Here is a 14531-nt window from a genome sequence, read left to right as displayed (position 1 = left end):
GGCTGCCTGGGGCGTACAGCTGATTAACGGATGAAATAAATCGTGGCAAACAGCGCGATCCACACGATGTCGACAAAGTGCCAGTAGTACGAAACAACGATCGCGGCGGTGGCCTGGGCGGGCGTGAACTTGCTGACCCGGGTACGTGCGATCAAGAAGACGAAGGCGATGAGACCGCCGATGACGTGCAGACCGTGGAAGCCGGTGGTCATGTAGAACACCGAGCCGTACACGCTGCTCGAAATCGTGGTGCCCTCGTGCACGAGGTGGTAGTACTCGTAACCCTGGCCGGCGACGAAGAACGCCCCCATGACCAAGGTGATGGTGTACCAGCGACGAAGTCCGAAGACGTCGCCACGCTCAGCCGCGAAGACACCCATCTGGCAGGTGAACGAAGATGCGATAAGCACCAAGGTCACCGGCACGGCCAGATAAAGGTTCAATTCGGTTGGCTCCGGCGGCCAATTTCCGTTCGCCTGAGCTCGTGCCACGAAGTACATGGCAAAGAGCCCTGCGAAGAACATGAGCTCACTTGACAACCACACGATGGTGCCAACGCTGACCATATTCGGCCGGTTCAGCGAGTGCACGCGTTGGGTGATTGCCGATCCTGAAGTCCCTACTGCGCTCGTCACAGACAGAAGTATGACGCTTCGTCGTAAGAGACGACCACTCGGGTCCACCATCGGCGCGTCGCTCGGCTCGAGTTCGCGGGATCGAGCGGCGAACGCGCTGGTGGCGTGGTCGGAATATGCTGGCGCGATGGCAGCTACACACAAGAGTAGACCGTGGTTCCTGAGAATTTTCGGCACGAAGATTCCGACACCGCTCGATGCAGGGCGGTCGGATCTGGTCGTCGTTGCCGAAGGCTTCGACGACGCCGAGGCGAGCTCGACGGCTCTCGAACGTGCCGCCTCCACCGAGCCGGAGTTCAGGGCGGAGTCCGAAGTGGTTCTGCGGCATCATCTCGACCTCCCGGAGGGCTCGGTAGCCGATGCCGAGAGCATCGTCGCCCAGGACGGATATGTGCGAGGCTCGAGTCGGCCCGAGGACGTGACTCCGGTGGTCGAGAATTCGGTTCGCGTCGTCTTCGAGCGTGTCCAGGTGCTTGACGCCCTGCATTGCTCCCAGGAGCGGTCACGAATGGCTGGTCTGGCGCAGCGACTCGGTGGTTCGGTCGCCGGGTGGGACGCGCTCCAGCCCCCGATACTTGCGGAGGCGCCGCCCAAACGCGGTCGCAGAAAGTCCTGAGCGGCCCTATTCGGTTTCCTCGTTACCTCACTGACTAGGCTGCGAGGGTCATCGGCAGCACAAAATGGCAGCGCGAAACGACAGCTCGAAACGACAGCTCGAAATCCAGCCCACTTGAACGACAGGGGACCAAGGCACTATGGCCGGCACCGACGCATCCAACGCCGTGAACGTCGATTCGAGTGCAGTGGTGCGGTCCTGGCCGATGATTCTCGGTTTGCTCACGGACGGCAGTGACTTGTCGGAAGCCGACAGTCGCTGGGCTATGGGCGAGATCATGTCGGACAACGCCACCTCCGCTCAGATCGCTGCTTTCGGGGTCGGTCTGAAGATGAAGGGAGAAACCCCCGCGGAGTTGGAAGGGCTCGCCGCCGCGATGCTCGAACACTCCAGGCGCGTGCCGGTCGATTCCGACGTCGTCGACATCGTCGGCACGGGTGGTGACCGCTCCAACACGGTGAACATCTCGACGATGGCCTCGATCGTGGTTGCCGCGTCCGGTGTGCGAGTTGTCAAGCACGGCAACCGCGCTGCTTCGTCCAAGAGCGGTGGCGCCGACGTGCTCGAGGCGCTCGGCGTTCGCATCAACCTCGGGCCGGAGCAGGTTGCGAGGTGCGTCGAAGAGGTCGGCATCGGCTTTTGTTTCGCGCCGGTCTTCCATCCCGCACTGCGCTTTGCGGCGGTGCCTCGCAAGGAAATCGGCATTCCGACGGCATTCAACGTGCTCGGTCCACTGACCAATCCGGCTCGTCCGCGTGCCGGGCTGATCGGGTGCGCATTTCCGAAACTGATCTCGGTCGTCGCGGGAGTCCTTGCGCAGCGCGGCAATTCGGCGTTGGTGGTACGGGGAGACGACGGACTGGACGAACTGACCACATCGACGACGTCGACGGTTCACATCGTCGGCGGTGGAAGTGTGCGAACTGTCACGCTGGATCCGCGTGACCTCGGAATCGACCGCGTTCCTCTCGAAGAGTTGCGTGGAGGCGACGCCGAAATCAACGCCACCGTCGCCAGAACGCTGCTTTCCGGGCAGAAGGGGCCGGTCCGGGACGCGGTCCTGCTGAACGCGGGAGCAGCCATCGCGGCATTCAACGGTGTCGGCGACGATCTCGAGAGTGCGATCTCTGCCGGGATGACTGCAGCCGCTGCCGCGATCGACAGCGGCGCGGGCGCTGAACTGCTTCACAAGTGGGCGGCGCTCACCGCCGAGCTGGCCGACCAAGCCTGATCGAGGGGCTATTCACCCAGCGAGAAACCGGCCTCGACGTCTGCGCTGGAGAATGACTGGAACGCAATGTGTGTGGCGGTTCGGAGAACGCCGGGCACCTTGTTGATTCCTCCGGTGACCACGTCGGCGATCTGGGCGTGGTCACGCACTTTCACGATGGCGATCAAATCGACGTCACCTGCGCACGAGTAGACCTCGGTCACTCCGGACAGGTCGGCGACGGCCTGCGCGGTTTCCGGGATCCGAGCGGACTCGGCGTGAATCATGACGATGGCGTTGATCATTTCTCTCCTCGATTTCCCTGCGGGTTGTGATGACCCGGTGGTTTCGATCGAGCTTAGGGGTGCCGCCCCGCCGTTACGTCATCGATGTTCGGATTCGGTTCCGGCTCGGGCGAGTCGGCACCAGGCTTCCCACTTGCCGGCGCCGCTCACAGGTTCGACGTATCCGGACGTCGCCGACACGATTCGGACACCGTCCGACGAGAGCCACCTTGCGATCAGTCCCAGTTCTTCGGGTGACGCGCCGCGGAACGGGGCGTCGTCCGGTAGGACGGTTTCGGCCGCCGCGGTGATGGCGTCGACGACGGGCATCGGGTGAGTCCCACGTCTGGCGAGCCCGGCGGACGCGAGACGCCCGGACCGGATCACCGACAGCTCCCAGCCGCCGTCTCCGGTGGGGCGGGCGAGAACGAGTTGTTCGATCGCCGCGACTGCAGCGAGTCGCTGAGTGCGCCGCACTGCGGTGGCGACTGCGACCGTTCGGTCACGCAGACGAGCAGCATTCTCGAACAACGCGTGTGCGGACAGCTCGTCGATCCGGGCCTGCATCTGTTGGAGGGGAGCGTCGTTGGTTCCTCGGAAGAATCCACGCACGGCCTCAGGGGCGGCCGCGTAGTCCTCTGCGTTGATTTCCGGGGTCCAGGAGGCTGGACACGCCCCCAGTTCGCGAGCGGGGCAGTCAGGGCCGTGAACGGCGCCGCGTCCGAGACGCTTGGTACACGTGCGCAGACGACTGAACTCTGCGACGGTGTCGGCGACGTCGACTGCGTCGGCGCGAGAGGTGAACGGGCCGATCGAATCGGCCGTGGGCGTGCGAACCACGGACAGTCTCGGAAACGCCTCGTCGGTGAGGGTGATCCACCAACCTCGCTTGGGAAACTTGGAGCGACGGTTGTACGGCGGCGCATGCGCGCTCAGCAGTCGTAGTTCACGCACCCCGGCCTCGAGAGCGTGCGCGCACTCGACATGGTCCACACGGGTGGCCAGCGCGACCATTTCCTTCATCCGGCCGCGGGTCTCCGAACCGGTGAAGTAGTTGCGGACGCGGCGTCGAAGGTCGGTAGCAGTTCCTATGTAGAGGGCTTCGTCGGAAGGACCGCGGAAAAGGTAGACACCGGGGCTTCGCGGCAGGTTTGCGGCGAAGGACCGTTTGGCCCGTTGATGCGAGGAAATGTTGGGCAGGTAGTCGACTAGTTCGCTGTAACTGTGGACACCCTGGTTTCCGACCCTGTCGATCAGTCCGTGGAGGACGTCGACGGTCGCACGCGCGTCGTCGAGAGCCCGGTGCGTCGGCTGGGTGGTCACTTGGAAGAGATGGGCGAGTGCGGAGAGCTTCACCGAAGGTGCTTCGTCGCGTGTGAGTACGCGCCGGGCGAGTTTGACGGTGCACAGGACACGGAACGCAGGCCACGGGCGCGCGCTGCGTGACGCCGCTGCTTTGAGGAAACCGATGTCGAACGGCGCGTTGTGTGCCACCAGCACCGCGCCCTCGGCGAACTCGAGAAAAGCAGGCAGGACACGTTCGATGGGAGGTGCACCGATCAGCATGGCTGTGGTGATTCCGGTCAGTTCGACTATGTACGGCGGAATCGACCGGCCGGGGTCGACGAGTGTTGCCATTTCGCCCAGTACCTCGCCGCCGCGGATCTTGACGGCGCCGATCTCGGTGATGGAGTCCTGGTCGGCGCTGCCCCCTGTGGTCTCGAGGTCGACGACGACAAATGTTGTCTCGCTCAGCGGTGTGTCCAGTTCGTCGAAGCTCAGTTGCCGCCCGACGTCGAACTTCTCCCCGTCGGAGAACGGGGGCGGAGACGGAGATTCTCGGGCCGAGGCGGGACTCACACCGCAGACAGTAGAAGTACCCCCCGACACGAATTCGAGAGTGCAGACACGGAATCCGACCCGCACGGACTTCCGTTGCGAAATCGGTCGATGAACGCCCGACAAAAGTAGGAGAGACGAGGATCACACTTGCGGTGGGAACTCGCGAATGTGGACGCGCGCCTACTTGTGAGTAGGGCGAGTCGAGGGGGTCTTCGGTGCGTCTGTCGACGGCTGAAACCGCGTCCGTGACCGGAACAAGTTCTAGTTTCAAGTAATCATCGTTGAACTGCATGGAAGATCGGATTGTCGGGTTTGGTGAGCCTTGGCAGTGGGTAGCGGGCGCGGGTTTGACGGCCTGGAGTGGGTCGCCGAACCGACCTGTTGTTATCTCCCCGTGACCCGCCGGGCGTATCGCGGGCGCGGCACCACGATTTCCGGCGAATCGGGCACGATTGTCACGAAGCGGTCGACATCGTCGCGATCATTTCGTAACCTTCCTGAGACCTAACGAAGTCTTGCCGGACCAAACAGGACCGGCATCGTCAGGAACCGCCTAATCGGGATCTCCGCGAGGAACCCGAACCGGGAACCCAAGTTTCCACTGGGGTGAATCCCGCCTGGGGTGCAGCACGCAGGATCGCTGCAGACCACGCGGGTAGGGCTGATCTTCCCAGCCCGAACCCGTCAGCTAACTCGGTCGGCGGATGAATGGAAGAAATGGAGCACCCCTTAAGTGGCGTCACAGAGTTTCAAGCGTTCAGCGCAGTTGGCAGTAGCCGGCGCGCTCGCAGTCGGAGCATTCGCTGCAACCGCTGCACCTGCCTCGGCAGACCCCATCACCATCCCCGGCGTCGGCACGTTCGAGGTTCCGGGCGTTTCTATTCCTCAGTTGCCGGTCATTCCGGGCATCACCGACATCGCACCGGCTGCACCGGCCGCTCCCATCTCCAGTGTTGGTGAGCAGGCAGTTCGCGCCGCAGAGAGCAAGCTGGGCTCCCCGTACGTGTACGGCGCAGCCGGCCCGGACGCATTCGACTGCTCCGGTCTCGTTCAGTGGGCATACAAGCAGGCCGGTCTCAACCTGCCTCGCACGAGCTACGACCAGGCTGCAGCCGGCGTTGCCGTCGCACAGTCCGATCTTCAGGTCGGCGACGTGATCTCCTTCTACGGCGGATCGCATTCGGGCATCTACGCCGGTAACGGCAATGTCATCCACGCGTCGACCGCTGGTCAGCCCGTGAAGCTCGCTCCGGTGTCCTCGATGCCGTACGACGGCGCTCGCCGTTACTGATTTCTGAACACGCTCGACGGCTGTCTCCGGTAGGCAGTCGGAACGATCCGCCGCTGTGATGCGGCGGAGCTCGGGGGAGCTCCGGATCTTCGAATGTGGGCCTCGAATCTTCGATTCGGGGCCCACATTTTCGTTTCGCGACAATTCGCCCGGTACTTCACCCCGACACGCCTACCGGCGAGTAGACACAAACGTATGCCGTTCCGTAACCTTATCGAGACATTGCGCGGCCGAGACAGGTACTGTGGATAGTTGACAGCCAGCTAACAGATCGTCGACCGGCCCCGGTCGGCGTCGCTTCACCGAGACGGAGAGTTGCATTCCGTGGTTTCATCGAAAAACAACAGTCGAGTACGGGCCGCATTAACAGTGGGAGTGCTGGCGTTCGGACTCGTTGCAGGGCCTTCGATGCAGGCCGGTGCCGACCCCGTCATCACCAACCCCACCGAGGCGCTCGACAAGCTCGGTGAACTCTCCCGGGTTTCCGAGCAGACCAACGAAGCGCTGCACAACGCGCAGATCGACCTCGACGCGAAGCTGGCAGTCGCGAATGATGCGGACGTGCGATCGGCAGCCGATCAGGGTCTTCTCGACGCGGCTTCGGCGCGCGTCGCCGAGTTCGCTCCGGCGGTAAACCGTATTGCCACAGCGAATTACCAGGGTGCGCGAACCAATCGCCTCTTTGCGTTGATGGTGAGCGACTCGCCGCAGCAGTTGCTCGACCAGATGTCTGCGCTCGACGTGATTTCCAACGACGCGGCAGTACAGGTCTCTCAGTTCAACCAAGCCACTGCCGATGCGCGTGCCGCCTCGGAAGCGTCGAAGCGATCGGCCGAAGAAGCGCGAACCGCCGCCGATCAAGCCCGCGCGCTCAGTGACGATTTGCAGCGCAAGCAGAGTGAACTGCAGACGCAGATCGCCGACGTGACCAAAGCCTTCCAGAATCTCACCGACGACGAACGTAACCAACTGAGCGGTACGCCTTTCCCGCCGGACGTCGATCTCAGCAAAATTCTGGCTAACTTGACCCCTGGCTCGGGTGCTGCTGCTCTGCAGGCAGGCCTCACGCGGATCGGTGACCCGTACGTCTGGGGCGCGACCGGCCCGAACGAGTTCGACTGCTCAGGTCTGGTGGTGTGGGCCTACAAGCAGATCGGAAAGACTCTGCCGCGATCGAGCCAAGCGCAGGCGCAGGGCGGTGTACCGGTGTCGAGGGACCAACTACAGCCCGGCGACGTCGTGACTTTCTACAGCGACAACTCGCATGTCGGCATCTACGCCGGCGACGGAAACATTCTGCATGCGTCGACGTTCGGCGTACCGGTGAAGGTCCAGTCGATGGCAGGCATGGAGTTCTCCACTGCGCGTCGTTACTGACGGCTTGCTGCGCCTGAGTGGCGTGTGGCCAGCCGCCGTGAAGCGTCGAGTCGAGTTCTCCTACACTCGGCACCGTGCCGACTGAACCGATGACGACGCCCGACGTCGGCGCAGATCGACCACGCCGTTGGGAGTATCCGGCCCTCGTGGCGCTCGGTGTAGCCGTGGTGCTCGTTCTGGGCCTGACGATCTTCCTGACGAACAGGTCCGATTCCGACGAAAATGCCGCCGCCGAACAGGACGCGGAACGCAGCGCTCAAGTCCAGAGCTTTCTCGATGCATGGGCCGCGGCTCAGATGTCCGACGATCCGTCGGGGCTGGCGAAGTTCGTCGACAGTGCCGCCGCACCCGGTGTGCTCGAGGCGGAAGTTCGACGAGCCACTGCTGCGGGAGCGCTCGAATTCTCCGACTGGGGATACGAGATTCCCAGCGGCGGCCTGACTCCGGCGCCGCGAACCGGTGCGCCGGGCGGAGACGTCGAAGTATGGAATGCGCAAGTTCTGTTGCGGTACGCCCTCGACGGCGTCGACGCATTGCCCACGCGCAAGGCAGTGTCCATGACGCTCGCGAAACGCGGCGATCAGTGGTCGGTTCTTGCGGACGGGTCGATCGTCGGACTGGACGGCGCCCGAACGGCGGGCGAATCCTGGAACGGCCCCTGGGACTTCGGCCCGCTTGCCGTCGCCGAGAATTCTGCGGGTAACGCGCTGGTGATCGGCCACCCGGGTCAGCAGGCGTTCGTCGACGCTTTGGCTGCCGATGTGGACTCAGCCATCGAGAACACGACGCAGTTGTGGGGGCCGTGGTGGTCCGAGCGCGCGGTGCTCATGGTGGCGGGGTCCGCTGAGGAATTCACCGCACTGGTCGGCTCCCATCACGACGGCGCTTCGATTGCTGCAGTGTCGGTCGCGGATGCGACGGCGGACGGGTCTTCCGACGTGAGCGGCCAGCGGGTGGTCTTCTCGCCTGCCGCGGCTTCGAGGTTGACCGACATCACCAGGCGAACGGTGTTGCGCCACGAACTGATGCACATAGCCGCCCGATCGAAAACCCGTGACGGGTCGCCGATGTGGGTATTGGAAGGGTTTGCCGAATACGCGGGAAACCGTGGATCCTCGCGGGCCTGGGGTGAGATCGCGCCGACTCTGGCAGCAGCGGTACGCTCCGGCGATACTCCGACCGAGTTTCCGGACGACACGCAGTTCAGCGGTGTACCGGTCGTGAGTTCACTGGCGTACGAATCGGCGTGGTCGATCAACGCGTATATCGCCGATCGATTCGGAGAAGCAAAGCTGACCGACCTCTTTCGCGCTCTCGCCTCCGGAAAGATGACGGCCGAAGACCTCGATTCGCGGATCCGAGCGGTCGTTGGCGTCGGAACCGAGGAACTGCGAGCCGGATGGGTCGACTGGACCAACAGCCATCTGGGCTGAGCGGTTCGCGGCTGGGTCGATTGCAGCGGCGAGGTGCCCTTCGCACGTTTGAAGCACCGAGTGCCCTACGGTGGACGGATGCGCCGGACCCTCTTGGTGACCAACGATTTTCCTCCTCGCCCCGGAGGTATCCAGTCCTATCTCCACACGTTCGCCGGGCATCTGCCGCCGGACAAGTTGGTGGTGTACGCACCGCGGTGGCGGGGCGACTCACACAAGAAGTTCGATGCGGCACAGCCTTTCGAGGTCGTTCGGCACCCGACGACGCTGATGCTGCCGTCGCCTTTTGTTGCTCGTCGAGCCGCGAAGTTGGTCAAGAAGCACGACTGCGAGTCGGTCTGGTTCGGTGCGGCAGCGCCGTTGGCGTTGTTGGCACCGGTTGTTCGACGCGCCGGAGCGAGCCGAGTGATCGCGAGTACTCACGGCCACGAGGTCGGATGGTCGATGATTCCCGGTGCGCGGCAGTCGTTGCGTGTGATCGGTGACCACACCGATGCGGTGACGTTCGTCAGCAAATACACCCGTGGGCGGTTCTCGGCGGCCTTCGGCCCGCAAGCGGCGCTCGAGCACCTTCCTTCCGGAGTGGACACGTCAGTGTTCCACCCGGACTCGGTCGCCCGCGCGGAACTGCGTAAGCGATACGGGCTGGGCGAGCGGCCCACGATCCTGTGCCTGTCGCGGCTCGTGCCACGCAAGGGGCAGGACATGCTCATCAAGGCGCTGCCGACCGTACGCAAGAGCATTGACGGGGCGGTACTGGTGATCGTCGGAGGTGGGCCGTACGAGGACCATCTCCGCCAATTGGCGCGTAAGACCGGGATGGACGATCACGTCGTCTTCACGGGCACGGTGCCCGCCGCAGAGTTGGCGGCGCACCACACGATCGCCGACGTGTTCGCCATGCCGTGCCGTACCCGAGGCGCCGGATTGGACGTCGAAGGACTGGGAATCGTCTACCTCGAGGCCTCGGCTACCGGTGTGCCGGTCATCGCCGGGCGCAGTGGTGGCGCTCCGGAAACGGTGCAGCAGAACAAGACCGGGCTCGTGGTCGACGGCACCTCGGTTCGCGACGTCGCCGAATCCGTGATCGAGGTGCTGTCCGATCGTGATCGCGCGGCCGCGATGGGAGCAGCCGGCCGGGCATGGGTTGCCGAAGACTGGAAGTGGGACACGCTCGCTTCCAAACTGCGTAATCTCCTCGGCTGAGCAAACGGGACTCGAACGCGAACGGCCCGCACCGAATTCGGTGCGGGCCGTTCATGTCGGCACGTTCGTGTCGGCAGAGGACTGATCGGCGAAAGACTACTTGGCGTAGATCTTTTCGATGTCGGCGGCAAAGCTCTCGTGCACGACGTTGCGCTTGAGCTTCATCGTGGGCGTGAGTTCGCCTGTGTCCTCGGAGAAGTCGACCGGAAGAATGCGGAACTTCTTGATCGCCTCGGCGTGTGAGACGAGCTTGTTGGCCTCGTCGATGGCGTCCTGGATTTCGCCGACCAGTTCGCCGTCCGAAACCAGGTCGGCCGCTGTGGTTCCTGCGGCCTTGTTGTTGCGCTCGTTCCAGGCGGGAAGAGCTTCGGCGTCGATGGTGATGAGGGCGCCGATGAAAGGCTTCTGGTCGCCGACCACGATGGCCTGGCTGATCAGCGGGTGCGCGCGAAGGGAATCTTCGAGCTGAGCGGGGGAGACGTTCTTGCCGCCTGCCGTGACGATGATTTCCTTCTTGCGGCCGGTGATGGTGATGTAGCCGTCCTTGTCGACGGTGCCGAGGTCGCCGGTGTGGAACCAGCCGTTCTCGATCGACTCGGCGGTGGCCTTCTCGTTGCGCCAGTAGCCGGTGAAGACCACCGGTCCCGAGAGGAGGATTTCGCCGTCTTCTGCGATACGAACGGAGTTGCCGGCCAACGGCTTTCCGACAGAACCGACCTTCTGTGCGCCGATGGTGTTGACGGCGAAGGCCGCGGTGGTTTCGGTCAGTCCGTAGCCCTCGTAGATCGTGACGCCGATACCGCGGAAGAAGTGGCCGAGTCGAGCGCCCAGAGGTGCACCACCGGAAATGGCCAGCTGGCACTGCCCGCCGAGCGCTGCGCGCAGCTTCGAGTACACGAGCTTGTCGAAGAGAGCGTGGTTGGCCTTGAGAACGATGCCGGCGCCGCCCTTGTCCTGCGCCTCGCTCCACGCGACGGCGGTGTCTGCGGCCGCGTCGAAGATCTTTCCCTTGCCGTCGCCGTGCGCCTTGGCGCGTGCGCTGTTGTAGACCTTCTCGAACACGCGCGGCACCGAGAGGATGAAGTCGGGCTTGAACTCGCCGAACGTCGGAACGAGGTTCGGGATGTCACTCGTGTGCCCCAGCGCTGCACCGGCGTCGAACGACGCGATGCTGACTGCGCGAGCGAGAACGTGCGCGAGCGGCAAGAACATCAGCGTGCGGACGCCAGGAGTCTTGAGCAGCGTGCCGAGGTTGGAGTCGAGGATGCCCTTCGACTCGGCAATCAGGTTGGAGTGCGTCAGCTGGCAGCCCTTGGGTCGGCCCGTGGTGCCCGACGTGTAGATCAGGGTCGCGGGATCGGATGCCTTCAGTGCCGCGACGCGGGCGTGGACGTCCTCGTCGGAGATGTCGGCGCCCAGTGCGGTCAATTCCTCGACGACACCCTTACCGCCCGCCGCGGCATCGATCTGGTAGACCGTGCGCAGCGCGGGGGCGGCTGCAGCGACGTCCTTCACGGTCGCGGCGTGAGTGTCGTTCTCGACGATGAGGTCGATTGCTTCGGAGTCCTCGAGAATCCAACGAACCTGCTCGGCTGCGGAGGTTTCGTAGATCGGAACCGTCACGCCACCGGCTGCCCAGATGGCGTAGTCGACGAGCGGCCATTCGAAACGCGTCGCCGACATGAGGCCGACGCGGTCGCCCTGCTTGACGCCGATCGCGATGAGGCCCTTGGCGACGGCAGTCACCTGAGCGGCGAAATCGCCTGCAGTGACATCGACCCATGCATTTCCGACTTTGCGCTTGTAGACAACCGCCGCCGGCTTCGTCTTCGCGAAGGCGAAGACCGAGTCGACCGCGGAGGCATCCTCGGGAATGGTGAACGTCTGGGGTGCGCTGAACTCAGGCACGAAATACCTCCGACACTGCGAAATACTGACGAGTAGGGTTTTCGTCTCCTACTGTAGTCGCATGTCCGACGCAGTTGTGGCCAGGCTTACAGTCTGTCCGGTATGTAGTGTTGCGACACCCCTCGACGCTTCGCGGACGCGATATGTGAAGCTACTTCGGTGAGCAGCATTCAGGTCGCAGACCAGACTTTCATCGCCGCCCCGCCCGAGCGGGTCGCCGAACTGTTGTCCTCGCGCGCGCAGTGGCGTCGCTGGTTCAGTGATCTCGAGCTCGAAGTCCGGGAAGATCGCGGTCCCGCAGGATTCCGTTGGGGAGTGTCCGGTCAGCTGGTCGGCACCATGGAGGTGTGGCTCGAACCGGTCATGGACGGGACGATCGCGCACTACTTCCTGCACTGTGAGCCGGTCGGCGTATCGCCGTCCGATCTGGCGACCCTCGACCTCGCCGGGATGAACCGCAAGCGTCGGGTCGATGGCAAGGTCATGTCGTTCCAGCTCAAACGCGAACTCGAAGCGGGACGTGCCGCCGGAGTAGCACCGGACTGATAATCGAAGCACTGCACGTTGTGCAGGTTCTGGACTTTTGACGAAGGAAGGTAGCGCAGTCGTATGGCCGAGAAGACCAAGGGGTTGATCAGCATCGACGCTCCTGCCGACGCCGTGATGGACGTCATCGCCGATTTCGAGCGGTACCCCGAGTGGGTGGCCGCGGCGAAGTCCGTCGAGGTGACGGCGCCGGGACAGGGCGGCCGCGCGGACCGAGTACGTTTCGTCCTCGACGCGGGGATGGTGAAGGACACCTACGAACTGCAGTATTCGTGGGCACCGGACGGTATGGCGGTGAGTTGGGAGCTGATCTCGGGCGAGATTCAGAAGTCCCAATTCGGTTCGTACACACTCGAGCCCGGCCCGAACGGCACCACGTCGGTCACCTACGAGTTGACGGTCGACCTGACGATTCCGATGATCGGACTGTTCAAGCGCAAGGCCGAGAAGATCATCACCGACACAGCTCTGAAGGAACTGAAGAAGCGAGTCGAGGGCTGAGTGCCGGAGCAACGATCGCGCGTCCAACTGTTCGTCGGTAAAGGCGGAGTAGGCACGACGACGCTTGCCGCAGCGACTGCTGTGTCGGCTGCGACCGATGGGGCGAGAGTGCTGCTCGTGTCGATCGATCAGGCAGGTTCTCTTGCAGACGTCCTGGGCGTGCCGAATCCGCGAACGACCACATCTCTCACCGAGCGTCTCGACGTCCGGCAACTCGACACGTCAGCGCTCCTCGAGGACAAGTTCCGAGGATTGTCGGGGTTGATCGACGCTGCAGGAACTTTCGGAGCGGGAGATCACGAACACGGTTCGTCGTTCGAGGGCTTGGAACCGGAAGAGTTGACGGGATCCCTGGGCATCCAAGACATGCTCGGGCTCGCCGAGATCGTCGACCTCTCGGACAGCGGCGACTACGACCTCGTGATCGTGGACTGTCCGGCCGCCGCCGAAGCGCTGCGGATACTCGGCTCGCCGTCGATGGTGTCGGAGTATCTCGAGCGATTGTGGCCGCGGCACAGGCGGATGGTCGCTGTGACAGGTACGGACATGCGGCTGCTCCTGCTCGTGTCCGTCGTCGAACGCGTGCTCGCGTCGGTGGATCGGATCGCGGTTCACCTCTCGGATCGGGAGAACACCGGCGTGCGTGTGGTGACGTCGGCCGACGGCGTGTCGGTCGCGGCGACTCGTCGGACGTTGTCCGGGCTGGCTCTGGCCGGGTTGCGAGTTGACGGGATTGTGGTCAACAACCTTGTCCCGCAGTTCAACTCGTCCGCCGGGAAGGGTGTCGACGATTCACCGGCGGCGCAGTGGCTCGCGTCGATCCGGGCGGCTCAGGCACTCGTCGTGGACGAACTGCGTGGATCAACCGATGGAATGTCCGTCACAACGGTCGAACGCGCTTGCGCCGAACCGGTAGGGTTGGCCGCTCTGGGCGAGATCGCGGCCACGTTCGAGGGTGGAACGGGCACGGATTCGGGCACCGTCGGTACCGCGGACAACATCGTGGTGTCGTTGGAGTCCGGGACCGGAGTCGATTCGGTGTACGTGATGCGGATGTACCTTCCGCTCGTGGATCCGTCGTCGTTGTCGTTGGGCCGGGTGGAGGACGATGTGCTGGTGGGAGCAGACGGCGTACGACGCAGAGTTCGTTTGGCGTCGGTGCTGCGTCGTTGTGTCGTGAACGGGGCGGAGTTGGACGGCAGTTACCTGATCATCCGGTTCAGCCCGGATCCCGCGGTGTGGCCGGTATGAGCGAAGAGCACGAGCGCCTCGTCGCGGAGTTTCGCGCGCTGGCGGAAACCGTTCTGACGCGCCTGGAACCGGTGCTGCAGAAGGCCGCAGCAGCGACGGCCGACGTTGCGAGCGACTCGGCGTCCACGGACACGCAGCCGGTGTTCACCGGCTGCAGCTGGTGTCCGGTGTGCGCCCTCGCCGCACTGGTTCGCGGTGAGCACCACGAACTGTTGGCATTCCTCGCGGGTCAAGCAGCAGCATTCCTTGCGTTGCTTCGTGAGATTCTCGACGAGTTTCTCGGGGGGCCGTCAGGCCCCGATCGTGGACCCGAAGGCGGTCCGACGACGCCAGGTGCGGAGCGAACTCGCACGGCGGCATTTGTCCCGATCAACGTGACGGTCAAGGACTGACTCAGTACCCCGGGTAGAGCGAACGGCCCGAGATGAGCA

14 protein-coding genes and 1 riboswitch are annotated in these 14531 nt (G+C 63.8%); of the genes, 10 read left to right on the top strand and 4 right to left on the bottom strand.

Going from position 1 to position 14531, the window contains the following annotated elements; all coding sequences use genetic code 11:
* Window positions 1–23: 23 nt before the first annotated feature.
* Window positions 24–635, bottom strand: a complete 612-nt coding sequence (locus RHP72_RS17175; RefSeq protein WP_007730060.1) for a heme-copper oxidase subunit III — start codon at window positions 633–635, stop codon at window positions 24–26.
* Between the two features lie 127 nt (window positions 636–762).
* Here RHP72_RS17175 and RHP72_RS17170 point away from each other — a divergent pair, with 127 nt between their 5' ends.
* Together RHP72_RS17170 and trpD are read left to right on the top strand one after the other, a co-directional pair.
* The gene (locus tag RHP72_RS17170) at window positions 763–1251 is read left to right on the top strand and encodes a hypothetical protein (RefSeq protein ID WP_054826532.1); all 489 of its coding nucleotides are present in this window, start codon (window positions 763–765) and stop codon (window positions 1249–1251) included.
* Between the two features lie 139 nt (window positions 1252–1390).
* Window positions 1391–2482 carry an anthranilate phosphoribosyltransferase gene (trpD, locus tag RHP72_RS17165; protein WP_003941751.1) on the top strand — a complete coding sequence of 364 codons (1092 nt, stop codon included), beginning with the start codon at window positions 1391–1393 and terminating at the stop codon, window positions 2480–2482.
* Window positions 2483–2490: 8 nt separating this feature from the next.
* Here trpD and RHP72_RS17160 read toward each other — a convergent pair whose 3' ends face one another.
* Window positions 2491–2766, bottom strand: coding sequence for an Lrp/AsnC family transcriptional regulator (locus RHP72_RS17160; RefSeq protein WP_003941677.1), 276 nt, complete (start codon window positions 2764–2766; stop codon window positions 2491–2493).
* Window positions 2767–2844: 78 nt separating this feature from the next.
* Entirely contained in the window at window positions 2845–4605 is a 1761-nt protein-coding gene (locus RHP72_RS17155; RefSeq protein WP_311093632.1) for a DEDD exonuclease domain-containing protein, read from the bottom strand.
* A gap of 522 nt (window positions 4606–5127) precedes the next feature.
* Window positions 5128–5306: riboswitch (cyclic di-AMP (ydaO/yuaA leader) on the top strand.
* A 14-nt stretch (window positions 5307–5320) separates the two neighbouring features.
* Between RHP72_RS17155 and RHP72_RS17150 the strand changes: the two genes are divergently transcribed.
* From RHP72_RS17150 to RHP72_RS17135, 4 genes are all read left to right on the top strand, one after another.
* On the top strand, window positions 5321–5878 hold the full coding sequence (locus tag RHP72_RS17150; protein WP_003941754.1) for a C40 family peptidase: 558 nt from the start codon (window positions 5321–5323) through the stop codon (window positions 5876–5878).
* Between the two features lie 324 nt (window positions 5879–6202).
* The gene (locus RHP72_RS17145; protein WP_003941704.1) at window positions 6203–7255 is read left to right on the top strand and encodes a C40 family peptidase; all 1053 of its coding nucleotides are present in this window, start codon (window positions 6203–6205) and stop codon (window positions 7253–7255) included.
* 74 nt (window positions 7256–7329) lie between these two features.
* Window positions 7330–8688, top strand: a complete 1359-nt coding sequence (locus RHP72_RS17140) for a peptidase MA family metallohydrolase (RefSeq protein ID WP_223304499.1) — start codon at window positions 7330–7332, stop codon at window positions 8686–8688.
* A 78-nt stretch (window positions 8689–8766) separates the two neighbouring features.
* Window positions 8767–9894 carry a glycosyltransferase family 4 protein gene (locus tag RHP72_RS17135; RefSeq protein ID WP_003941734.1) on the top strand — a complete coding sequence of 376 codons (1128 nt, stop codon included), beginning with the start codon at window positions 8767–8769 and terminating at the stop codon, window positions 9892–9894.
* 96 nt (window positions 9895–9990) lie between these two features.
* Here RHP72_RS17135 and RHP72_RS17130 read toward each other — a convergent pair whose 3' ends face one another.
* A complete protein-coding gene (locus tag RHP72_RS17130) occupies window positions 9991–11802 on the bottom strand; it encodes a long-chain fatty acid--CoA ligase (protein ID WP_311093631.1) in 1812 nt (603 codons plus the stop codon).
* A 159-nt stretch (window positions 11803–11961) separates the two neighbouring features.
* On the opposite strand from RHP72_RS17130, the gene RHP72_RS17125 reads away from it, so the two are divergent.
* From RHP72_RS17125 to RHP72_RS17110, 4 genes are all read left to right on the top strand, one after another.
* Entirely contained in the window at window positions 11962–12348 is a 387-nt protein-coding gene (locus RHP72_RS17125) for a hypothetical protein (RefSeq protein ID WP_003941776.1), read from the top strand.
* Window positions 12349–12411: 63 nt separating this feature from the next.
* Window positions 12412–12849, top strand: coding sequence for an SRPBCC family protein (locus tag RHP72_RS17120; protein WP_003941701.1), 438 nt, complete (start codon window positions 12412–12414; stop codon window positions 12847–12849).
* Window positions 12850–14100 carry an ArsA family ATPase gene (locus RHP72_RS17115; protein ID WP_073512214.1) on the top strand — a complete coding sequence of 417 codons (1251 nt, stop codon included), beginning with the start codon at window positions 12850–12852 and terminating at the stop codon, window positions 14098–14100.
* Window positions 14097–14492, top strand: a complete 396-nt coding sequence (locus RHP72_RS17110; protein ID WP_007730069.1) for a hypothetical protein — start codon at window positions 14097–14099, stop codon at window positions 14490–14492. The genes RHP72_RS17115 and RHP72_RS17110 overlap by 4 nt, the downstream gene beginning before the upstream one ends.
* The last annotated feature ends 39 nt before the right edge of the window (window positions 14493–14531 follow it).

Origin of the sequence: Rhodococcus sp. SG20037 (assembly GCF_031763325.1) — a bacterium.
Classification (GTDB): domain Bacteria; phylum Actinomycetota; class Actinomycetes; order Mycobacteriales; family Mycobacteriaceae; genus Rhodococcus_F; species Rhodococcus_F qingshengii.
Note: the sequence above shows the minus strand (reverse complement) of the source record. Positions and strands in the feature narration are given on the sequence as shown.